The organism is Enterobacter sp. CCUG 70166 (genome assembly GCF_020224095.1).
In the GTDB taxonomy this organism is placed as follows: Bacteria; Pseudomonadota; Gammaproteobacteria; order Enterobacterales; family Enterobacteriaceae; genus Enterobacter; species Enterobacter intestinihominis.
Genome location: NZ_NRIQ01000011.1, coordinates 95,437 through 116,530, shown reverse-complemented (window position 1 = coordinate 116,530; position 21,094 = coordinate 95,437). Strand labels below are relative to the sequence as shown.

Genomic DNA, 21,094 nt, shown 5'->3' with positions numbered 1-21,094 from the left:
TCCTATGCTGGTTAATCTTTGCGACTATAAACAGAGCGTGACGCTGATTGCTAACAGCGGCGTACAGTTTCTCGATTTTGGCCTGACTCCGCAGGACACCGCCAGCAACGGGCGTTTCGTGCGTAAAACGGCAAATGGCCCGCTGCTGCGCCTGGATTTTGACCTGGTCAACGGCCGGTACACGCTGCCTGCCACCGATGGTGGGAAGCCGGAAGTGGTCAAGCCTGAAAGCACCATTCCACTGCATGACTCCCTGACCGTGCTGGACGGTGTCTGGCTGCCGCTCCCTTTCCTGCGCTTTAACCCGCCGCGGACGTTTGTTGATGGCCCGGATAACTGGGCGCGCGTCCAGGTACGGAAGCTGTCCACGCCCGACGCGGCTGGCAATACGCACCGGGTCACCGTCGCGCTCGACAGCCAGATTGCGGAGCATGCGACGTCTGCCCTGTCGCCGGTTGAAAACGACATTCTTAACGGCACGCGTTTCGCCCTCGCCTGGCGCGACAATGAGGTTGAGAGTTTCCTCGACCAGACCTGGATTGACGGCTGGCTGCGTGAAGCCTTCACACAATATGCTGACGGTGTTGAAAAACGCGCCGAGCGCGAGCTGCATCAGGCCATGCGCAGCTTTGAATATCAGGCGCACTGGCTCAACCTGCTCTCTATGCTCGGTGAACAACTCACCGTGCCGGAAGTGAAGTTTGTCACCCATACCCTGAGCACCCCTGCTATTCCTGTCGATCTGATCCTTGACGTAGGCAACACCCACACCTGCGGCGTGATTATTGAAGATCATGGTGATGCCAACGACGGCCTGCGCCAGACGGCTGAGCTCCAGGTGCGTTCCCTGAGTGAGCCGCAGTTCCTGAATGAGCCGCTTTTTACCAGCCGTCTTGAATTTTCCGAAGCGCGTTTTGGCAAGCAGCACTTCTCGGTGGAAAGCGGCCGGGAGGATGCGTTCGTCTGGCCGTCGATAGTCCGCGTGGGTGATGAAGCGCGTAAGCTGGCGATGCAGCGTCTGGGCACGGAGGGCAACAGCGGTATCTCCAGCCCGCGTCGCTATCTGTGGGACGAGACGCCGGTGGTGCAGGACTGGCGCTTTAGCCAGATGAACAGCAAAACTCAGCGCGAACCGCTGGCAACCGCGTTTCCGCTGATGAACCTGATGAACGACGACGGGGAACCGCTCTTTACGCTGCCGCAGGATGAGCGCCTGCCGGTGTTCTCTCCGCAGTACAGCCGCAGCACCCTTATGACGCACATGCTCTGCGAGCTGCTGGCTCAGGCGCTTGGCCAGATTAACAGCGTAGCCACCCGCTTGCGGCTCGGCTTCCCGGCCTCTCCCCGCCAGCTGCGGACGCTGATCCTCACCCTGCCTTCGGCGATGCCGAAACAGGAGCGCGAGATTTTCCGGCGCCGCATGTTCGAAGCCATCGCCATCGTCTGGAAAGCGATGGGCTGGCACCCGCAGGATGAAGATTTTGCCAGCCGTAAACAGCAGGAAAAAAGCGTGGTGCCGGTCCCTGAGATCCAGATGGAGTGGGACGAGGCCAGCTGCGGCCAGCTGGTGTGGCTGTATAACGAAGCCATTTCCCACTTCGGTGGCCAGACCGAGGCCTTTTTCGCCTCCCTTGCCCGTCCGGATCGCGCGCCTGAGCCTGGCGTCCAGCCGGGGCGCGCTCTGCGCGTGGCCTCGATTGATATCGGCGGCGGCACGACGGATATGGCCATCACGCACTATCAGCTAGATGATGGTACCGGTAATAACGTCAAAATCACCCCGCAACTACTGTTCCGCGAAGGGTTCAAGGTCGCTGGCGACGACACGCTGCTGGACGTGATCCAGCGCTACGTTTTGCCCGCGCTGCAAACCCAGCTTCAGAAATCCGGCATTGCCGATGCCTCCCAGCTGATGGCATCCCTGTTCGGCGACTCCGGGCGGATCGATACCCAGGCGGTCCTGCGCCAGCAGACGGCACTTCAGCTCTTTATGCCGATCGGCCACGCGATCCTGGCGGCGTGGGAATCGAGCGATGTTGACGATCCGCTGGCCGGGCTGCATGCCAGCTTTGGCGATCTGCTTGCGCAAAAACCGACCCGCAACGTGATGAACTATCTCCGGCAGGCGATCGACCATGCGTTGCCTGCCGGCTCAGAACACTTTGATCTGTTCAGCGTCCCGCTGCACGTCAGTTTCCGCGAGATGCAGGACGCGATGCTGGCGGGTCAGTTCACGCTTGCCGCCCCGCTGCATGCAGTATGTGAGGCGATCTCTCACTACAGCTGCGATATTCTGCTGATCACGGGACGGCCAGGCTGTCTGCCAGGCGTTCAGGCCTTGATTCGCCACCTGCAACCGGTGCCCGTCAACCGCATCGTCTGGCTGGATAAATACCAGGTTCATGAATGGTATCCGTTCAGCCAGCAGGGACGGATCGGCAACCCGAAATCCACCGCCGCCGTGGGTGCGATGCTCTGTAGTCTGGCGCTGGATCTTCGTCTGCCGCGCTTTAACTTTAAAGCAGCGGATATTGGCGCGTACTCTACGGTGCGCTATCTGGGCGTGCTGGATAACACCATCAATACCCTGCGGGACGAGAACGTCTGGTATCACGATATCGACCTCGATAAGCCCGGCGCGAAACTGGACGCCCGTCTGCACTTCCCGCTGCGCGGCAACGTCACGCTGGGCTTCCGGCAACTGGCCAATGCCCGCTGGCCCGCGACGCCGCTCTATACCCTGAGCATCAACTCTGCCGAGCTGGCGAAAGCCATTGCGGGCGACGGCGTACTGAACGTGCGCCTGAAGCTGCGTGGCGGCAATAAGCAGGAGGGGCCGGAATCTTTCGAGCTGAGTGATGCCTGGCTACAGGACGGCACGCCAGTGCCCCCGGACGCCCTGACCTTTAAACTGAATACTCTGGCCGATCGCCGACACAGCGGCAGCCACTACTGGATCGACAGCGGGAGCGTATACCTTAAATGACTGCGACGACTGCCACCACTCAGGCCTTAATCGGGTGGATCAATGAGACGCGACAGCACGCCCCGATGCTGGATAACGAAGCCGACGCCCTGCTTGCCCGCCTTAACGCAGTAAGCGCGCGTGAAGAGGCCCTCGAACGTGCCCTTGTCTGCCAGGGCAGCATCGGCTTATACGGCCACTCGCAGGCCGCGAAAGCGCATCTGCTGGCCTCCCTGTGCGGCAGCGGCGACGAACGGCTGAACGTTACGCCGGGTCAACGCACGTTTGATTACTTCTCGCATATTAACCCCGGGCATGCGCCGACCAATATGGCCGTGCGTTTCACCAGAGCGACCAGCGAGGTCGCAGACGACGCGTTTCCCCTGCGCCTGAGCCTGGTAACGGAGGCCGAGCTGGTACAGCTGTTTATCGCCCGCACCACGTTGGATCCGCAGATCCGTGCGGTGGATAAATCGGTGATTGAATCCCGGCTTGAGAAGTGGCGTACGCTGCGTCAGCCGCACAGCGTGCCGGGAATAACGGCGCAGGAAGTCGCGACCGTTGCCCGGTTCTGGCAAACCGTAGTACCCGGCGCTAAGCAGCATATTGATGATGCCCTGTGGCACCAGTTTGCCCTGCTGGTTCCGTCGCTTGATCTCAGCACCCGCGCCAGCGTCTGGTCTCTGCTGTGGGGTGAGCAGCAGGAGTTAACCCAGCAGTGGCTTAAACTCGCCCAGGTGCTGCATCAAACCAGCCATGCCAGCGCGCTTGCGGCGCCGTTGAGTCTGCTGGTGGACAGTTTTGGTCTGCCGTGTGAAGGTTTCCTTACTCACGGGGCGTTTACCGTGCCGGAAGCGCAGGAAACATTGCTTCATCCGGTAAATAACGGCGAGTTACTTAATGCCATTAGCCTGCCCGTCGATGTGCTGGCCAGTCTGACCCGCGAAGTGGTGCTGCCCGTTGAAAACTGCGTTCTGGATAACGTAGATATTATTGATATTCCGGCCATTTCTGAGGAAAACACGCCGCTGATGACGCAGGCAAAATGCCTGTGGCTGCTGGAGTATTATCGTCAGCACATACAGCCTGATGTCCTGGTTATCTGCAATGCGACGGCCCACCACCAGCAGACGGCAAAAACGGCCAGACTCCTGCAAAACTGGGTCAAAGAGACGCAGCCGGTGGAAGAGTCCGCGTTGCCGGGCCTGGTCTGGGCCATTACCCCTCACGATGCGCGGTTTACCACAAAGCAGAATCTGGACGAAGCGGTGCAACAGTTGCTGGGCCAGCCGGGTCTGCGCTGGGGCACGCTCCAGGCGCTCGATAGCCACAGCATGCAGCGAGTGATTGAGTGGCTGTCGCAGGCTACCCTGCCGGCACAGCGCCAGAAGCGTCTCCGCGCGCTGAAAAGGCTGTTACAAGAGTCGCTGTCGACGCTGATGCGCGCATACGTCGCGCCTCTCACTCAGGAGCCAGGCGCAGGGCGGGCAATGGCCGAAAAAATGGTCCGAACGCTGCAAGGCAGTGCCGCTCGTCATGGTGAACTGCTTGAGGGGCTTCTGCCGCCGTTAAACGCGTTTGAGACGCTGCTGACGGTTCACCAGCCCCGTGAGGAAAAGGTCAACGGCCTGTTTAACGACGTTATCGATCTGTTTGCGGAAGAGACGCCGGAATATCCAGGCGCGTTGCAGACCAAAGACAAGGCGCGACTGGCCCATAACGTGTGGGTTAACCATCTTCGTCAGTGGAGTCGCAACGACGCGGCCGCCGCCCGTCTGGGCCTGGACCCAGAGGTATTACAGCAGATTGCGGATGTGTTAATCGTTACCAGCTACCGGCTGGATCTGCCGCTGCAACTGCAACGCATTGCAGAAACAGATAAAAGCAGTGCTGCGCAGCTGCATGCCGCGACAGGCAATTTCATTAGCTGGCTTGGCTATGAACTGACGCCCGTTTCTGAACGGCCTGCAAGCCGGATCCGCAAAGGTCAGCCAATTTTTGTGACGCCCGTTGTGAGCAGCGCTTCACCCCGTCTTACCCGACTTGGCGAGCAGCCTGTTCATGCGGCGACAGCCTATGTTTATGACTGGCTGGTTGCGCTCTACACCCGCGCGATTGAGAATGTGGATTATCAGTGCCCGTATGACATTAAGCCTGCTGCGCGGAAAGCCTTGTCTGCCTTGCTGTCTTAATCATTGCAGCCCGCAGCAATGCGGGCTACCCCTTCATGATCCGTTTATGAAGCCAGACAAAGCCTGAGCCAACGCTGACGGGTTTTCCCAGGACATTGAATGGCCCGCATCAGGGATAATTTTACAGCAACGCCTTTTTGTTGCAGGCGATTAAAATCTTCATCAGGCAGGGACCACTCACCAAAAACTAACATGACCGGGCAGCTCAATGACAAAAACAGGTGTTCCCAGTCGGGTTTAACGCCCTTGACCAGGCTCGTTGCGCCGCGCCAGACGGCCCAGGGGGCATTGCTTTGAAGGCTTCCAGACCACGCCGTCGTTTCCGCCCGCAGCATGTCATCATAGCCCTGTTCCAGAAAATGTTGTTCCGTTTGGGCCGCAATTGCCCGGCTGAACATCCCGCCACCCGCATGAAAATTGGGTTCAGACACTATCAGGCCTTTAACGCGTGACTTTAGCAGCGTTGCCGTTTCGATCGCGATACTCCCCCCCATGCTATGACCATAGAGCCAAAGACTATCCAGGCCGAGATGGTCTAACAGTTCAACCACTACCTGCGCCTGTTCACTTGTGCGATAACGGTAGTTGTCAGGTTTGTCACTGTAACCGCTACCGGGGAGATCGATCAGAATGGCTCTGCGCCCCCCAAAACGGGTATCACAGACAATACGAGGATATTCATACGACGATGCACAGCCCAACCCGTGGATAAACACAACCGGGTCACCGAAACCGGGAAGATCCTGCCAGCGCACCGTGCAGCCTGCTTGCTGTGAATAGAAACTGTTCATAAGCACTCCATGTATGACGGACTGTATATTTATACAGCCTCAATGTATGGAATGCTATGTCTGGATGCCGATTCTGGACGCGTGCTTCAGAAAAGAGAGATTAACAGGGCAACAGGAAAGCTCATCGGCCAGGTGGAACCCACCAGGAATGCGCTCAACAGGCGAATACGTTTACGATCTTTAGACAGGAACCAGGTAATTAATGCGCAGATGGAGGCCATGATTGCGTAGAAAACCAACATCTTTTGATACAACGTCATTCTGTTTACCTGAGCCGAAAAATAACCGCACGCAATATGCGTCATATGTTGACACAGATCAAGTTTTTTCGTTACACAATAACCACTTAATTATTAATGATAATAACAACTGAGTACCTTGTGTAACAACGCCGGGTAAAGCAAAACGGTTATTATTGATAAGATGTATATTAAATACACTTTTTGATAAATCCATCCCCTCAGAAAGCAGTTTAATAACAGCAGGCTTTTAAGGGAGGAAACATGCTACGCATTCCGCAGAGTTGCATTCACACCCGTTCCACGCCTTTCTGGAACAAAGAAACGGCCCCAGCTGGCATTTTTAAACGTCACCTTGATACGGGCACGCGTCCGGGCGTTTACCCTCGCCTGTCGGTGATGCGTGGCGCAGTGCGTTATCTGGGCTATGCTGATGAATTTATACCTGAGCCTGACAGCGAGCTCGTCATTGAAGCGGGTCGTTTCGGCGTTTTCCCGCCAGAGAGATGGCACCACATTGAGGTGATGACCGACGACACCCTGTTCAATATTGAATTCTTTGTTGAACCTGAGGTGCTTAAATCCCTTTAAGCACCCGCCAACATGAAGGAAACTATGATGTTACGTATTCCTGAAAACTTTGTTCATACCCGCTCGACGCCGTTCTGGAATAAAGAGACCGCCCCAAAAGCGCTTTTTACCCATCACAACACCAAAGCAGGCGTGTACGGTCGGTTGTCCGTCATGCAGGGTGCGGTGCGTTACTTTGGCTTTGCCGATGGCGACGCCACCGAGCCCGATCTGGAAGTGGTTATTGAGGCCGGTTCTTTTGGCATCTCCCCACCGCAAAAATGGCACCGCATTGAGCTTCTGACCGACGACACCTATTTTAATATCGACTTTTTCGCGGATCCTGCCGTCACGCTCAGCGGTGCGGGCATCGGTAAAGTGGTCAACACGCATAAGGAGTAAATAATGGGTAAGGCTACCTATACCGTGACCGTCACCAACAACAGCAATGGCGTGTCAGTGGATTATGAAACAGAAGCGCCAATGGAGCTGTTGATCCCGGACGTCGCGGCAGATGTCGTGAAGGATCTGGTGAACACCGTTCGCGCCTACGATACGGAAAATGAACACGAGGTATGTGGCTGGTAAGCTGAATCGCCCGGCACTGCGCCGGGCATGAGGGTTTAGTGTTTAAACATGACATGTCGGACTACCGTGTAATCCTCAAGTCCGTAGACCGACATATCTTTTCCGTAACCGGATAACTTCATCCCGCCGTGCGGCATTTCGCTCACCAGCATAAAATGGGTATTGACCCAGGTGCAGCCATACTGCAACCGTGCGCTGAGGCGATGGGCGCGTCCGACGTCTTTTGTCCAGACGGACGAGGCCAGGCCGTATTGCGAATCGTTAGCCCAGTTCAGCACCTGCGCTTCATCCTCAAATTCTGTCACGCTGACCACCGGGCCAAACACTTCTCGCTGGACGATCGCATCTTCCTGCTTCGCCCCGGCCAGCAGCGTTGGCTGGAAGTAATATCCTGCCCCCTCTTTTTTACTGCCACCGGTGACGACGCGGATATGTCCGAGGGCTTTGGCTTCATCCACGGCAGCACTAACGCGGGAAAGATGCGCTGCGGAGCTGAGCGGTCCCAGCTCCGTTGACGCATCGTCCGGCGCGCCCATTTTCAGGCTGGCAACGGCTGCGCCCAGCTTTTCGACCAGCGCGGGGTAAATCCCCTTCTGGGCATAGATACGACAGGCTGCGGTGCAATCCTGACCGGCATTGTAGAAACCAAACGTGCGCACGCCTTCAACCACGGCATCCAAATCTGCATCGTCAAAGACAATGACCGGGGCTTTTCCGCCCAATTCCATATGGGTACGTTTCACTGAAGATGCGGTATGCCCGATAATATGTTCTCCGGTGGCAATAGAGCCAGTGAGAGAAACCATACGGACTTTTTCGTGACCGGTCAGCGGATCTCCTACGGTTTTGCCGCGACCAAACAGCACGTTCAGCACGCCTGGCGGGAAGATATCTTTCGCCAGTTCCGCCAGCTTCAGCGCCGTCAACGGGGTAATTTCAGATGGCTTGATGACGACACAGTTTCCCGCCGCCAGCGCGGGCGCCAGCTTCCACGCCGCCATCATCAGAGGATAGTTCCAGGGGGCAATAGAGGCGACAACGCCAACCGGGTCGCGGCGGATCATCGAGGTATGTCCTTCGAGATATTCTCCGGCAGCCAGCCCGTTCAGGCAGCGAGCGGCTCCTGCAAAGAAGCGAAACACATCGACCACGGCCGGGATCTCATCCCCCTGGACGCAGTGCAGCGGTTTCCCGCAGTTAAGGGACTCCAGTTTTGCGAACGCGTCAGCGTTGGCTTCTATCACATCAGCCAGTTTCAACAGACATTCGGCGCGCGTTTTCGGCGTCGTTTGTCCCCACTCTGTGAACGCGCGATCGGCAGCCTGGACGGCAGCGTCCACCTGTGCTGCCGACGCTTCAGCCATCTCCAGCAGCACTTCACCCGTGGCAGGATTATAAACCGCCTGCTTCTCACCTTCGCCGGTCACCAGTTCACCATTAATCAGCAATTGATTTTGCATAGCATCGTCCTGTTGAAATCGACATTGTTTTCGCTGTCAGCACACGTTCTGGCGGGCCGATACGTGACAACGTCACGTTACCAATCCGCGCTCCCTTACTAAAGGTAGACCGCGCGTCATGTCGCTTCAGGAATTTTCATCAAGGTGTGACTGGGTGCAGCATCATTTCGCGGATTAACCCCGCCAGCTGGACGACCGCCTGCTCCTCCCGCTCGCCCCAGCCCCATGAGGTATTGAAACGGAAAAACGGTGTCCAGATATTGGAGGTGGAAAACATCTTACCGGGCGCAATGCTGATTTGATGAGTTAATGCCTTTTCACTCAACTGCCCCGCATCCAGCTGTTCAGGCAGTTCCAGCCATAAAAAGTAGCCGCTGTCGTTATGATGGATTTTGACGCCAGCAGGCATATGGCGCAAAAGCGATTGCCAGGCCTGCTGTTTGCGTTCAGCAAGCGTGCGCCGCAGGCGACGAAGGTGGGCGTCGTAACGTTTGGTCGCCAGGTAATCCACCAGCGCCAGCTGCATGGGGGAGCTGGTGGATAACGTACTCATCAGCTGTAACTGCTGAATACGGCGCGCATGTTTTCCCGCCGCCACCCAGCCAATACGGAAACCGGCCACCAGACACTTGGAGAATGAGGAGCAGTGCAACGTCATATCCTGCTTATCCCAGGCCTTTGCCGGAAGCGGCTTTTCGCGGCCAAAGTAGAGTTCGCTGTAAACATCGTCTTCAATCAGCGTGACGTTATGCCGGGTTAATAAGGCCACCAGCTGAGCTTTCTTCTCTGCACTCAGCGTGAAGCCGAGCGGGTTCTGACTGTTGGTCATCAGCCAGCAGGCTTTCACCGGATAATCATTTAACGCCTGCTCAAGGGCACTGAGATCGATGCCCTCACGCACGTCAGTAGCAACCGACAGCGCTTTCAGTTTCAGACGTTCAAGTGCCTGGAGTGCGCCATAAAAACAGGGGTTTTCAACGATAACCCAGTCACCTGGTTCAGTGACAGCCTGCAAACTAAGGTTGAGTGCTTCGAGCGCGCCCGCGGTGATCACAATTTCGTCCGGGGAGATATTCATCCCCTGCTGAGCGTAGCGACGGGCAATGGCATGACGTAAGTCGACGTTACCCGGCGGCAGGTTTTCAATCACGCTCATGGCCGTGGCCGTTTTACTGACATTAGCAAGCGAGCGGTTGAGTTGCTGAAGCGGGAATAGGCGCGGATCGGGAAATGCCGAGGCAAAAGGGACAACGGAGGGGTCGCGGCTGGCCTGTAGCACGTCGAAGATATAGGTGTTGATGTCAACTACTTCATCGCGCATCACCTGCGCGGGCGGTGCTGGCTGATGTGTGGTCGGACGGGCGGCAACGTAATAGCCTGACTGCGGTCTGGCAACAATGCGCCCCTGACTTTCCAGCATCTGATACGCGTGGCCCACGGTCATGAAACTCATGCCGCTGCTTGCCACCTGCTCTCGCAGAGAAGGCAGCTTATCGCCCGGCAACCATACGCCAAGCTCAATCTGCGAGATAATTTGTTGCGCCAGACGCTGGTATTTTTTCATCAGATTCTCCTTATTGCTGACAGTGTATATCAGCAGGAGAAAAAGAGAAGAATTTGCTAACTGTTATGGGAAACGCGGTAGATTACTTGCGGTACTCAGTAATGTGATTCTGAGCAGAACGCGCTGCGGCCAGGTGGTCGAGCGTGATCATCGACGATTTGCAGAAAATGCATTTTGCGCCGAACGGATTTTTGTCAGACACATCAAAAGCTGAGGTGCGGTACTGCGAGCCATGACAGCATGGGCAGCGGAAATGGATATAAGAAGTCATAGGATTCTCCTGTAAACGTAAAAACGTAAATTACTCATGAGCCGATCAGGCAAAAGTTGGTTCGATACAAAACTAATCGGAATGTAGATAAAGACCCAAGAGAGGCTGCGGAGAGGCACAACGTGATGAGAACTGCTTTATAAAACTACGTCAGATATTTATTTGGATTCAAAACCAGAAATCCATTAACGCATGTTGCTGGCGACAAAGCAAGCTGTTTAATGCGTAAAAATCATAAAAAGAAATTTTTTATTCAAGATTGTCTACAGCTTCATTGATTATTCAAGAAACCGATTTCGAAGCACCAACACATAACACATTGAAATATATTTGTTTTATATGGCATTTTATGCCTACCTGGTTGGTTCAACAGAGGTATTAACTTTTCAGATTCACTCAGAAAAAAGGAACTATAGGATGGCAATTCCAGCATACCTCTGGCTAAAGATGACGGTGGCGCGAATATTAAGGGTTCTGTCGACGTTGTAAATCGTGAGGGAAGTATCGAAATTTTGAGTTTTGGGCACGGCCTGTATCTCCCTACCGACGACATGACCGGTAAGATCACAGGTACCCGTATTCATAGCCCACTTAATTTTGAAAAAGAGTTCGACAGCTCAAGCCCCTATTTGTACAAAGCAGTAGCAAAAGGACAAACCTTAAAAAGCGCTGAGATTAAGTGGTATCATATCAATAATGCAGGCCAGGAGGTCGAATACTTCAACATGCTACTGGAGAACGTGAAAGTTGTCTCTATCTGCCCACTCATGCATGATATAAAAAATCCCGCGACTGAAAAACATAACCATCTCGAAAGTATCGCACTTCGCTACGAAAAGATTACCTCGAAGCATTGCGACGGGAATATTCTCTTCTCTGATGAATGGAAAGACAGATGATTCGATGTACTTTTCATTTAAACGGGGGACAACTTTCAACGCTGAGCTGTCCTGGCCTGGGTTTTTTCCCCGCATATTCAGGAAACTCAGGTCACAACAGAAACAATCCTGATGCCGTTTCAACGCCTGAGGTAGGGCCATTACCACCCGGACTCTATTATAACGTTACACGTCCTCGAGGTGGGTTAGCTACCCACTGGCATGATGTTATCAAAGAGTTTGAAAGCGGATCGAACCGTGATTTTTGGTTTGCTCTTTATCGTCATGATAATCACATTGACGATACAACCTTTATCAACAGAGTTGAGCGAGGATCTTTTCGTCTACACCCTGCGGGACAGTCCGGTATTAGTAATGGATGCATCACATTACCAAACCATGCTCACTTCAGAATATTAATGCATGGACTACTGGCGTCCGGCACAATAAAAGTCGCTGCTGGATTAAATGCACTTGGCACCATACAGGTATATTGATGAATGCAAGAAAACATGCCCTTACGTGGGTGGTCGAAACATTGATGCTTTTCATTATTTATTCGCTGGTATGCTACATCATGCCGGATGTTTTGCTTTATCACCTCTACACCAGACATTTTGGATTTGTAACTGAACTTGAATGGAGTGAAAGCTACACATTATTACTTTTTATTTTTTCCTTTCTGCTTAACGCCGTATTGATCTACCTTTGGGCGTTACGAAAGTGAGCGTTAACATGGGCGGTAATATTACCGCCCGATACAAGTTTCACATAGACGGTCAAGAAAACTGTTATAGATAAATAACATCGGTCTGTCTCTGCAACCCAGACCTGGCAAAGCTTAGAATGGCATCGAATTTTTTGCACTGCGGAGTTTTGCATGTTTGGTTTCGATGCGTTTCATCTTGCGCGAATACAGTTCGCCTTTACCGTATCCTTTCATATTATTTTTCCGGCGATAACCATTGGCCTGGCGAGCTATCTCGCCGTGCTGGAAGGGCTGTGGCTGAAAACAAAAAACCCCGTCTGGCGTTCGCTGTACCATTTCTGGTCGAAGATCTTCGCCGTCAACTTTGGGATGGGCGTGGTCTCCGGCCTTGTGATGGCTTATCAGTTTGGCACCAACTGGAGCGGGTTTTCGCAGTTTGCGGGCAGCATTACCGGCCCTCTGCTGACCTATGAAGTGCTCACCGCGTTCTTCCTTGAGGCGGGGTTCCTCGGGGTCATGTTATTTGGCTGGAATAAGGTCGGGCCGGGGCTGCACTTCTTTTCGACCTGCATGGTGGCACTGGGGACCCTCATGTCTACGTTCTGGATCCTCTCGTCAAACAGCTGGATGCAAACACCGCAAGGGTATGAAATCATCAACGGTCAGGTCGTTCCGGTGGACTGGTTTGCCGTGGTGTTTAACCCCTCCTTCCCTTACCGCCTGCTGCACATGTCGATAGCGGCATTTCTCAGCAGTGCACTGTTTGTCGGAGCCTCCGCGGCCTGGCATTTGCTGCGCGGAAACAACACCCCTGCCATTCGCACCATGTTCTCCATGGCGTTGTGGATGACGTTGATCGTAGCCCCTGTTCAGGCACTGGTGGGTGATATGCACGGGCTTAACACCTTAAAACACCAGCCCGCGAAAATAGCCGCCATTGAAGGCCACTGGGAGAATCCCCCGGGTGAGCCTACTCCGTTGCTGCTGTTTGGCTGGCCGGATATGGAACAGGAACGGACCCGTTTTAGCCTTGAAATTCCCGCTCTCGGCAGCCTTATCCTGACCCACAGTTTCGATAAACAGGTTCCGGCATTGAAGGAGTTCTCAAAAGACGATCGCCCGAACGCCACCATTGTCTTTTGGTCTTTCCGCATCATGGCCGGTTTAGGGATGTTGATGCTCTTCCTGGGCATGGTGGCGGTCTGGCTGCGTTACAAACAGCGCCTCTACACCTCACGTTCCTTCCTGTGGTTTGCCCTGCTGATGGGGCCGTCCGGGCTGATCGCGATCCTCGCCGGATGGGTAACAACGGAGGTCGGCCGCCAGCCCTGGGTCGTCTATGGGCTACAGCGTACGAAGGATGCGGTTTCCGCACATGGCGATCTGCACATGAGCATCAGCTTGCTGGCCTTCTTCGTGGTTTATACCGCGGTGTTCGGCGTGGGTTACAGCTATATGGTGCGTCTGATTAAAAAAGGGCCGCAGCCTTATGAATCCTTCGCGACTGAATCCGATGGCCGCCCTGCTCGTCCGCTTTCTGCCGTCACCACTGAATTTAAGGAGTAACCGTAATGGGTATCGATCTTTCCATTATCTGGTTCGTGATTATCGTTTTCGCCACGTTGATGTATATCGTGATGGACGGTTTTGATCTGGGGATAGGCATACTGTTTCCGATAACGCCGAATGCGGACGATCGCGACGTAATGGTCAACAGCGTGGCTCCCGTCTGGGACGGCAACGAAACCTGGCTGGTGCTTGGCGGTGCGGCCCTGTTTGGCGCCTTTCCTCTCGCCTATGCGGTGATCATCGACGCGCTAACCATTCCACTGACAATAATGCTGATCGGGCTTATATTTCGTGGCGTCGCCTTCGAATTTCGCTTCAAAGCGACTCCGGCGCACCGTCCGTTCTGGGATAAGGCCTTTATTGGCGGGTCAATTGTGGCGGCCTTCAGCCAGGGCATCACCGTCGGCGCGGTCATCCACGGGTTCAGCGTCACCGGTCGCGCTTACAGCGGTGGTCCGTTTGACTGGTTTACCGCGTTCAATCTTTTCTGCGGTGCGGGTCTTGTGGTGGCTTACGCGCTGTTAGGATCAACGTGGCTGGTAATGAAAAGTGAAAATGCCCTGCAACAGCGGATGCGTCAGGTATCGAAAGTGCTTCTGCTCCTGCTTCTGGTATTCATTGCGGTAATCAGTATATGGACCCCTCTCGCCCAAGCAGCCATTGCTGCGCGCTGGTTTACGCTGCCAAATCTGTTTTATCTGCTGCCCGTTCCTGCGCTGGTTGCGATCCTGAGTCTGTGCCAGTGGCGCTGCCTGAACGATCCTGCGAGCCATACACTGCCGTTTATCATGACGTTAGGGCTGGTTTTTCTTGGCTTTAGCGGGCTTGGGATCAGCATCTGGCCGCATATCATCCCGCCGGACATTACCCTCTGGCAGGCCGCTGCGCCAGCCCAAAGCCAGGGCTTCATGCTGGTGGGCGCACTGTTGATCATTCCTGTGATTCTGGTCTACACCTTCTGGAGTTATTACGTTTTTCGCGGAAAAGTACAGCATGGGGAGGGTTATCACTGATGCAACAACCTGTATGGAAACGTTTGATGTGGCTTGCCATCATCTGGGGCGGCAGCGTCCTGGCACTGGCCTGCGTAAGTATGCTCTTTAAAATGCTGATGGCCGCAGCCGGATTTACATCGCACTAATTTATTCACCGGGTGCGTTGCCGCCCGGTCCTTATCTCGCACTTTCAGATAAACCCCATTAACACCCTGGCGGGTATGGTTACACTGAGAAAATATTTACAGCATTGATAGTTTGAGAAGAAAAATGAAAAAGCTCGCGGCAGTAAGTTTAATCAGCCTCGCACTGGCTGGATGCGTTAATCCCGGTAAAGCCTCCGTTCAGACCGATCAGTTAGAGAATCACCGTTTCGTGCTGGAAAACGTTGATGGAAAAGCGGTTAAGGGCCTGAAAACGCAGCCTGAAATTCGGTTCAGCGCGCAGCCCAGTATCAGCCTGATTAACAACATTGCCGTCTCCGGCACAATGTGCAACGGCTTCAACGGCCAGGGAAAATTGTCCGAAGGAGAGTTGACGGTCAAAACGCTGGCAATGACGCGGAAACTCTGCACCGAGCCGCAGCTTAATGAACTGGATCAGACCCTCGCCGATATGCTACGCACAGGCGCTCAGGTAGACCTGACCGAAGACCAGTTAACGCTGGCGACAGCCAATAAGTCTTTAATGTTTAAGCGAGTTGAATAACTCAGTAACTTCCGCACGATCCTACGGCAAGCGACTGCTCACTACAGCGTTTGCCGTTTGGCAACGCGCACATGCCGATAGCGGAGCCGTCGAGCTGACGGGCAACGGAGAGTGACCCTCCGATCATTGCGCAGTTGGCCTGGCCTGAACTGGACATAGCCGCTCGCATACCTGGCGTAACGTGTGCCGCAGTCGCCTGCTGTACAGGTTCATTGCTGCATGCCGACAACAGTAACGCGGCACATCCGACCCAAAATGCAGAACGCATACCTTCCTCCCCATAGTTAAAGCGAAACCTATGCATAATAGGCATCACGCACCGCATCGTCGAGAGCGGATGTGCGTATTTATGCGCTCTGGTAACAATTTCTCGCAATTTTTTATCGCGAATAGCCATCCAGTCATTGATACAGCGCATCCCAAGGACACAAAAGCGAAAATCGTAAAACCTGAGCTTTGCTAAAATACACAGATAATATTCAGGGTCTGTCGTCGTTTTACAGGCCCTTCATTTTTGCGCAATGTAAGGGTGTTGTCCTATGCAAACTATTGACGGCAATGGTGCAGTCGCGTCTGTTGCGTTTCGCACCAGCGAAGTTATCGCCATCTACCCCATCACCCCAAGCTCCACGATGGCTGAACAGGCTGACGCCTGGGCTGGTAATGGGGTAAAAAACGTCTGGGGCGATGTCCCGCGGGTTGTTGAGATGCAGTCCGAAGCCGGCGCCATTGCCACCGTGCATGGTGCGTTGCAGACCGGTGCCCTGTCGACCTCGTTCACCTCGTCTCAGGGGCTGCTGTTGATGATCCCCACGCTTTACAAGCTGGCAGGACAATTAACGCCGTTTGTCCTGCACGTCGCCGCACGTACTGTAGCCACACACGCGCTCTCTATTTTTGGCGACCACTCAGACGTGATGGCCGTGCGTCAGACCGGCTGCGCTATGCTCTGCGCCAGCAGCGTGCAGGAAGCACAGGACTTCGCGCTGATTTCGCATATCGCCACGCTGAAAAGTCGAGTGCCATTTATTCATTTCTTCGATGGTTTTCGCACCTCTCACGAGATCAATAAAATCGTTCCGCTGCCGGATGACACCATACTGAACCTGCTGCCGCAGGCTGACATTGATGCCCATCGCGCTCGGGCCCTCAATCCGGAACATCCGGTGATCCGGGGTACCTCTGCCAACCCGGATACCTATTTCCAGTCCCGCGAGGCGACAAACCCGTGGTACAACGCGGTATATGAGCACGTCGAACAGGCGATGGACGATTTTGCCGCTGCGACGGGTCGCGCATATAAGCCATTTGAATATTACGGTCATCCGCAGGCCGAGCGCGTGATCGTCCTGATGGGCTCCGCCATCGGCACCTGCGAAGAGGTGGTCGATGAGCTTCTTACGCGTGGTGAAAAAGTTGGCGTGCTAAAAGTTCGCCTCTACCGTCCATTCTCTGCGAAACATCTGCTCGCAGCCCTGCCGGAAAGCGCGCGTGCCGTGGCGGTACTTGACCGCACCAAAGAGCCTGGCGCGCAGGCTGAACCCCTTTACCTTGATGTAATGACCGCTCTGGCTGAGGCGTTTAATCACGGTGAACGCGAAACGCTGCCGCGCGTCATTGGCGGGCGTTATGGTTTGTCTTCCAAAGAGTTCGGGCCGGAGTGCGTCCTGGCCGTATTTGCTGAACTGCGCGAGGCAAAACCGAAGCCGCGCTTTACGGTCGGCATTTATGATGACGTGACTAACCTTTCTCTCCCTTTGCCGGAAAACACCCTGCCCTCGAATGCGAAACTGGAAGCGCTGTTCTACGGTCTGGGCAGCGACGGCAGCGTCTCGGCGACCAAGAACAACATCAAAATTATCGGTAACTCCACGCCGTGGTATGCGCAAGGGTATTTCGTTTACGATTCCAAAAAAGCGGGCGGGTTGACCGTCTCGCACCTGCGCGTCAGCGAACATCCAATCCGCTCGGCATACCTGATTTCTCAGGCGGATTTTGTTGGCTGTCATCAGCTCCAGTTTATCGATAGATACCAGATGGCCGAGCGCCTGAAGCCCGGCGGTATTTTCCTGATCAACACCCCGTATAGCGCCGATGAGGTCTGGGCACGACTGCCCCAGGAAGTCCAGGCGGTGCTAAACCAGAAACAGGCGCGCCTGTATGTCATTAACGCCGCGAAGATCGCCCGCGAGTGCGGCCTGGCCGCGCGTATCAATACGGTTATGCAGATGGCGTTCTTCCATCTGACCAATATTCTGCCGGGCGACAGTGCGCTGATGGAGCTCCAGGGGGCGATAGCCAAAAGCTACAGCAGCAAAGGTCAGGAGCTGGTTGAGCGCAACTGGCAGGCGCTGGCGCTGGCCCGCGAGTCGCTGTTCGAGGTGCCGTTGCAGCCGGTCAATACCAGCAGCCCGAACCGGCCGCCAGTGGTGTCTGACGCTGCCCCGGATTTCGTCAAAACCGTTACGGCGGCGATGCTTGCCGGGTTGGGCGACACTCTTCCCGTCTCTGCGCTTCCGCCTGATGGCACCTGGCCGATGGGCACGACCCGCTGGGAAAAACGTAACATTGCCGAAGCGATCCCTATCTGGAAAGAAGAGCTGTGCACCCAGTGCAACCACTGCGTGGCGGCCTGCCCGCACTCGGCCATTCGCGCCAAAGTGGTGTCGCCAGAAGCAATGGCGGACGCACCGGAAAGTCTGCACTCGCTGGATGTAAAATCCCGTGATATGCGTGGCCAGAAATATGTCCTTCAGGTGGCACCAGAGGACTGTACCGGCTGTAACCTGTGCGTCGAGGTGTGCCCGGCGAAAGATCGTCAGGATCCCTCAATCAAAGCCATTAATATGATGTCGCGTCTGGAACATGTTGAAGAAGAGAAAGTGAATTATGACTTCTTCCTCGACCTGCCCGAAATCGATCGCAACAAGCTGGAACGCATTGACATTCGTACCTCGCAGCTCATCACCCCCCTCTTCGAGTACTCCGGGGCGTGTTCCGGATGCGGTGAAACGCCGTACATCAAACTGCTTACCCAGCTTTACGGCGACCGGATGCTGATTGCCAACGCGACGGGCTGCTCGTCAATCTATGGGGGGAACTTGCCGTCTACGCCTTATACCACCGACGCGTATGGCCGCGGCCCGGCTTGGGCAAACTCGCTATTTGAAGATAACGCAGAATTTGGTCTGGGATTCCGCCTGACGGTCGATCAGCACCGCGCCCGCGTAATGCGTCTGCTGGAACAGTTTGCCGATAAAATCCCGGCAGAGCTGAATGACGCCCTGCATGCGGAGGCCACGCCTGACGTTCGTCGCGCACAGGTTGCTGAACTGCGCCACGCGCTTCAGGGTGTTGAAGGGGCTGAACAACTGCTGACCGATGCTGACGCGCTGGTTGAAAAATCTATCTGGCTGATCGGTGGCGACGGATGGGCCTACGATATTGGTTTCGGTGGTCTTGATCACGTCCTGAGCCTCACCGAAAACGTTAACATTCTGGTGCTTGATACTCAGTGTTATTCCAACACCGGCGGACAGGCCTCGAAAGCAACGCCACTGGGTGCGGTCACGAAATTTGGTGAGCATGGCAAACGAAAGGCGCGTAAAGATTTGGGCGTCAGCATGATGATGTATGGACACGTCTACGTCGCGCAGATTTCGCTGGGCGCGCAGCTTAACCAGACGGTGAAAGCCATTCAGGAAGCGGAAGCGTATCCTGGCCCGTCGCTGATCATCGCCTATAGCCCGTGTGAGGAGCATGGCTACGATCTGGCGCTTAGCCACGACCAGATGCGTCAGCTTACCGCAACCGGCTTCTGGCCGCTGTACCGCTTTGACCCGCGCCGTGCCGATGAAGGAAAATTACCGCTGGCGCTGGATTCCCGTCCGCCTTCAGACGCCCTTGCCGAAACCTTACTTCAGGAGCAGCGTTTCCGCAGGCTGAACGCCCAACAACCAGAAGTAGCAGAGCAGCTATGGAGGGACGCGGCAGCGGATCTTCAGAAGCGTTATGACTTCCTTGCTCAGCTGGCGGGGAAAGCAGAAAAATCAACCAGCGAATAACCATTATGCCCGGCTTGTCCGGGCATTTTTTTGCCATAAAAAAACCCGATGCACGTGCACCGGGCTAATCCAGAAGTTCGGTGAAAATTGCCTCAATGTTCTGAACAATATTCACGTGAATTATGGATGAAAAAATCTTAAAGGCATATAACGCCATGGAGAATACCTGCTTTACCACTTAATTAATAATTTTTATTTTGTATCGATTATAACGATTAATTCACGGCATCAATTGTTATTTCAAACGCATCATTTGCTTTAGATTTTACTCAACCCGTAACAATTATATTTTATTCATCAGCCCTCAGTGTGATTTAGCATGGGACAGCTTTCCAGCCCGGAAAGTTCACTAAGCAATAAAAAATAACTGCAAAGGAATAATCAAAATGCAAAGAAAAGTACTGGCACTGATGATCCCCGCTTTGTTAATGGCTGGAGCCGCTCACGCAGCTGAAATTTATAATAAAGACGGCAATAAACTGGATCTGTATGGCAAAGTAGATGGTCTGCATTATTTCTCTGACGATGCGTCAAAAGATGGCGACCAAACCTATATGCGTCTGGGTTTCAAAGGTGAAACCCAAATCAACGACATGATGACCGGTTACGCGCAGTGGGAATACAACATTCAGGCAAACAACACCGAAGGCTCTGACAATCAGTCCTGGACGCGTCTGGCCTTCGCGGGTGTGAAGGTAGGCGACTACGGATCCTTCGATTACGGCCGTAACTATGGCGTCCTGTACGACGTAGAAGGCTGGACCGATATGCTGCCAGAATTTGGTGGCGACTCTTATACTTATGCCGATAACTTTATGACCGGTCGTGCAAACGGCGTGGCGACCTACCGTAACACCGACTTCTTTGGTCTGGTGCAGGGTCTGAACTTCGCGGTGCAGTATCAGGGTAATAATGAAGGTAATAACTGCGATGAGAATTTCTGCTCTACCAATGAAGGGACCAACAACGGTCGTGATACACGTCATGAAAATGGTGACGGTTACGGTATCTCCGCAACCTATGATTTCGGCATGGGCTTCAGCGCAGGCGCGGCATATGCTTCATCTGACCGTACTAACGATCAGGTAAATTACACTACTGCGGGAGGTAATACTGCGGATGCATGGACCGCAGGCCTCAAATACGATGCCAACAACATTTACCTGGCTGCAATGTATTCCGAAACCCGTAATATGACGCCGTACGGCGACAATGCAGATGCGGTTGCAAATAAAACCCAGAACTTTGAAGTGACCGCACAATATCAGTTCGATTTCGGTCTGCGCCCGGCTGTTTCCTATTTACAGTCCAAAGGTAAAGATCTGGGCAATGGTCAGGACGATAAAGACCTGGTGAAATACGCTGACGTCGGTGCTACCTACTATTTCAACAAAAACATGTCCACCTATGTTGATTATAAAATCAACCTGCTGGATGAAGATGATTCATTCTACAAAAACAATGGCATCGGTACGGATGACATCGTAGCGTTAGGTCTGGTTTACCAGTTCTAATCCCGTTAGCCCGCAGC

17 protein-coding genes and 2 pseudogenes are annotated in these 21,094 nt (G+C 54.2%); 13 read left to right on the top strand and 6 right to left on the bottom strand.

The window, feature by feature from the left end; translation table 11 throughout:
- Nucleotides 1–4 precede the first annotated feature (4 nt).
- Together CKK19_RS05605 and CKK19_RS05600 are read left to right on the top strand one after the other, a co-directional pair.
- Nucleotides 5–2,986 carry a virulence factor SrfB gene (locus tag CKK19_RS05605; protein WP_063853463.1) on the top strand — a complete coding sequence of 994 codons (2,982 nt, stop codon included), beginning with the start codon at nt 5–7 and terminating at the stop codon, nt 2,984–2,986.
- The gene (locus CKK19_RS05600; protein WP_063853462.1) at nt 2,983–5,157 is read left to right on the top strand and encodes a virulence factor SrfC family protein; all 2,175 of its coding nucleotides are present in this window, start codon (nt 2,983–2,985) and stop codon (nt 5,155–5,157) included. Before CKK19_RS05605 ends, CKK19_RS05600 begins: the two co-directional genes overlap by 4 nt.
- A gap of 33 nt (nt 5,158–5,190) precedes the next feature.
- On the opposite strand, the pseudogene CKK19_RS05595 reads toward CKK19_RS05600, so the two are convergent.
- Nucleotides 5,191–5,948, bottom strand: a pseudogene (locus tag CKK19_RS05595) (alpha/beta fold hydrolase).
- Between the two features lie 86 nt (nt 5,949–6,034).
- Nucleotides 6,035–6,208, bottom strand: a complete 174-nt coding sequence (locus CKK19_RS05590) for a GhoT/OrtT family toxin (RefSeq protein ID WP_003856960.1) — start codon at nt 6,206–6,208, stop codon at nt 6,035–6,037.
- 243 nt (nt 6,209–6,451) lie between these two features.
- On the opposite strand from CKK19_RS05590, the gene CKK19_RS05585 reads away from it, so the two are divergent.
- The 3 genes from CKK19_RS05585 to CKK19_RS05575 are packed head-to-tail and all read left to right on the top strand — an operon-like array spanning nt 6,452 to nt 7,345.
- The gene (locus CKK19_RS05585) at nt 6,452–6,778 is read left to right on the top strand and encodes a DUF1971 domain-containing protein (RefSeq protein ID WP_023306287.1); all 327 of its coding nucleotides are present in this window, start codon (nt 6,452–6,454) and stop codon (nt 6,776–6,778) included.
- A gap of 27 nt (nt 6,779–6,805) precedes the next feature.
- Nucleotides 6,806–7,159, top strand: a complete 354-nt coding sequence (locus CKK19_RS05580) for a DUF1971 domain-containing protein (protein ID WP_003856958.1) — start codon at nt 6,806–6,808, stop codon at nt 7,157–7,159.
- A gap of 3 nt (nt 7,160–7,162) precedes the next feature.
- Nucleotides 7,163–7,345 (top strand): DUF1869 domain-containing protein, encoded by a 183-nt coding sequence (locus tag CKK19_RS05575; RefSeq protein WP_003856955.1) that lies wholly within the window; start codon nt 7,163–7,165, stop codon nt 7,343–7,345.
- Between the two features lie 35 nt (nt 7,346–7,380).
- On the opposite strand, the gene patD is transcribed toward CKK19_RS05575, so the two are convergent.
- The 3 genes from patD to CKK19_RS05560 form a co-directional block, all read right to left on the bottom strand.
- Nucleotides 7,381–8,805, bottom strand: coding sequence for an aminobutyraldehyde dehydrogenase (gene patD / locus CKK19_RS05570; protein ID WP_032676213.1), 1,425 nt, complete (start codon nt 8,803–8,805; stop codon nt 7,381–7,383).
- Nucleotides 8,806–8,944: 139 nt separating this feature from the next.
- Entirely contained in the window at nt 8,945–10,369 is a 1,425-nt protein-coding gene (locus CKK19_RS05565) for a PLP-dependent aminotransferase family protein (protein ID WP_059294949.1), read from the bottom strand.
- A gap of 82 nt (nt 10,370–10,451) precedes the next feature.
- Entirely contained in the window at nt 10,452–10,640 is a 189-nt protein-coding gene (locus tag CKK19_RS05560) for a hypothetical protein (protein ID WP_017693360.1), read from the bottom strand.
- 417 nt (nt 10,641–11,057) lie between these two features.
- On the opposite strand from CKK19_RS05560, the pseudogene CKK19_RS05555 reads away from it, so the two are divergent.
- The 6 genes and pseudogenes from CKK19_RS05555 to hslJ all read left to right on the top strand — a co-directional run bounded on the left by CKK19_RS05555 (nt 11,058) and on the right by hslJ (nt 15,499).
- Nucleotides 11,058–11,539: pseudogene (locus CKK19_RS05555) on the top strand (Hcp family type VI secretion system effector).
- Complete coding sequence (locus tag CKK19_RS05550; protein WP_074174385.1) at nt 11,536–12,015, top strand: DUF2778 domain-containing protein; 480 nt, start codon at nt 11,536–11,538, stop codon at nt 12,013–12,015. The pseudogene CKK19_RS05555 and the gene CKK19_RS05550 overlap by 4 nt, the downstream one beginning before the upstream one ends.
- Nucleotides 12,016–12,398: 383 nt before the next feature.
- Nucleotides 12,399–13,793, top strand: a complete 1,395-nt coding sequence (locus CKK19_RS05545) for a cytochrome ubiquinol oxidase subunit I (RefSeq protein ID WP_063853461.1) — start codon at nt 12,399–12,401, stop codon at nt 13,791–13,793.
- A 5-nt stretch (nt 13,794–13,798) separates the two neighbouring features.
- On the top strand, nt 13,799–14,809 hold the full coding sequence (gene cydB / locus CKK19_RS05540; RefSeq protein WP_063853460.1) for a cytochrome d ubiquinol oxidase subunit II: 1,011 nt from the start codon (nt 13,799–13,801) through the stop codon (nt 14,807–14,809).
- A complete protein-coding gene (locus CKK19_RS05535; RefSeq protein WP_038416129.1) occupies nt 14,809–14,937 on the top strand; it encodes a DUF2474 domain-containing protein in 129 nt (42 codons plus the stop codon). The genes cydB and CKK19_RS05535 overlap by 1 nt, the downstream gene beginning before the upstream one ends.
- A gap of 124 nt (nt 14,938–15,061) precedes the next feature.
- Entirely contained in the window at nt 15,062–15,499 is a 438-nt protein-coding gene (hslJ, locus tag CKK19_RS05530) for a heat shock protein HslJ (protein ID WP_023300211.1), read from the top strand.
- Between the two features lies 1 nt (nt 15,500).
- Here the strand turns inward: hslJ and CKK19_RS05525 are convergent, their stop codons facing one another.
- A complete protein-coding gene (locus CKK19_RS05525) occupies nt 15,501–15,767 on the bottom strand; it encodes a DUF333 domain-containing protein (protein ID WP_003856935.1) in 267 nt (88 codons plus the stop codon).
- Between the two features lie 271 nt (nt 15,768–16,038).
- On the opposite strand from CKK19_RS05525, the gene nifJ reads away from it, so the two are divergent.
- On the top strand, nt 16,039–19,563 hold the full coding sequence (nifJ, locus tag CKK19_RS05520; RefSeq protein ID WP_063853458.1) for a pyruvate:ferredoxin (flavodoxin) oxidoreductase: 3,525 nt from the start codon (nt 16,039–16,041) through the stop codon (nt 19,561–19,563).
- 386 nt (nt 19,564–19,949) lie between these two features.
- Nucleotides 19,950–21,077 carry a porin OmpC gene (gene ompC, locus CKK19_RS05515; protein WP_063853457.1) on the top strand — a complete coding sequence of 376 codons (1,128 nt, stop codon included), beginning with the start codon at nt 19,950–19,952 and terminating at the stop codon, nt 21,075–21,077.
- Nucleotides 21,078–21,094: the final 17 nt, after the last annotated feature.

Coding starts and splice junctions, on each gene's coding strand:
- CKK19_RS05605 (WP_063853463.1), top strand. CDS start 5: ATGCTGGTTAATCTTTGCGACTATAAACAGAGCGTGACGCTGATTGCT.
- CKK19_RS05575 (WP_003856955.1), top strand. CDS start 7,163: ATGGGTAAGGCTACCTATACCGTGACCGTCACCAACAACAGCAATGGC.
- cydB (WP_063853460.1), top strand. CDS start 13,799: ATGGGTATCGATCTTTCCATTATCTGGTTCGTGATTATCGTTTTCGCC.
- CKK19_RS05535 (WP_038416129.1), top strand. CDS start 14,809: ATGCAACAACCTGTATGGAAACGTTTGATGTGGCTTGCCATCATCTGG.
- CKK19_RS05550 (WP_074174385.1), top strand. CDS start 11,536: ATGATTCGATGTACTTTTCATTTAAACGGGGGACAACTTTCAACGCTG.
- CKK19_RS05525 (WP_003856935.1), bottom strand. CDS start 15,767: ATGCGTTCTGCATTTTGGGTCGGATGTGCCGCGTTACTGTTGTCGGCA.
- CKK19_RS05600 (WP_063853462.1), top strand. CDS start 2,983: ATGACTGCGACGACTGCCACCACTCAGGCCTTAATCGGGTGGATCAAT.
- CKK19_RS05545 (WP_063853461.1), top strand. CDS start 12,399: ATGTTTGGTTTCGATGCGTTTCATCTTGCGCGAATACAGTTCGCCTTT.
- nifJ (WP_063853458.1), top strand. CDS start 16,039: ATGCAAACTATTGACGGCAATGGTGCAGTCGCGTCTGTTGCGTTTCGC.
- hslJ (WP_023300211.1), top strand. CDS start 15,062: ATGAAAAAGCTCGCGGCAGTAAGTTTAATCAGCCTCGCACTGGCTGGA.
- CKK19_RS05585 (WP_023306287.1), top strand. CDS start 6,452: ATGCTACGCATTCCGCAGAGTTGCATTCACACCCGTTCCACGCCTTTC.
- CKK19_RS05565 (WP_059294949.1), bottom strand. CDS start 10,369: ATGAAAAAATACCAGCGTCTGGCGCAACAAATTATCTCGCAGATTGAG.
- CKK19_RS05590 (WP_003856960.1), bottom strand. CDS start 6,208: ATGACGTTGTATCAAAAGATGTTGGTTTTCTACGCAATCATGGCCTCC.
- patD (WP_032676213.1), bottom strand. CDS start 8,805: ATGCAAAATCAATTGCTGATTAATGGTGAACTGGTGACCGGCGAAGGT.
- CKK19_RS05560 (WP_017693360.1), bottom strand. CDS start 10,640: ATGACTTCTTATATCCATTTCCGCTGCCCATGCTGTCATGGCTCGCAG.
- CKK19_RS05580 (WP_003856958.1), top strand. CDS start 6,806: ATGTTACGTATTCCTGAAAACTTTGTTCATACCCGCTCGACGCCGTTC.
- ompC (WP_063853457.1), top strand. CDS start 19,950: ATGCAAAGAAAAGTACTGGCACTGATGATCCCCGCTTTGTTAATGGCT.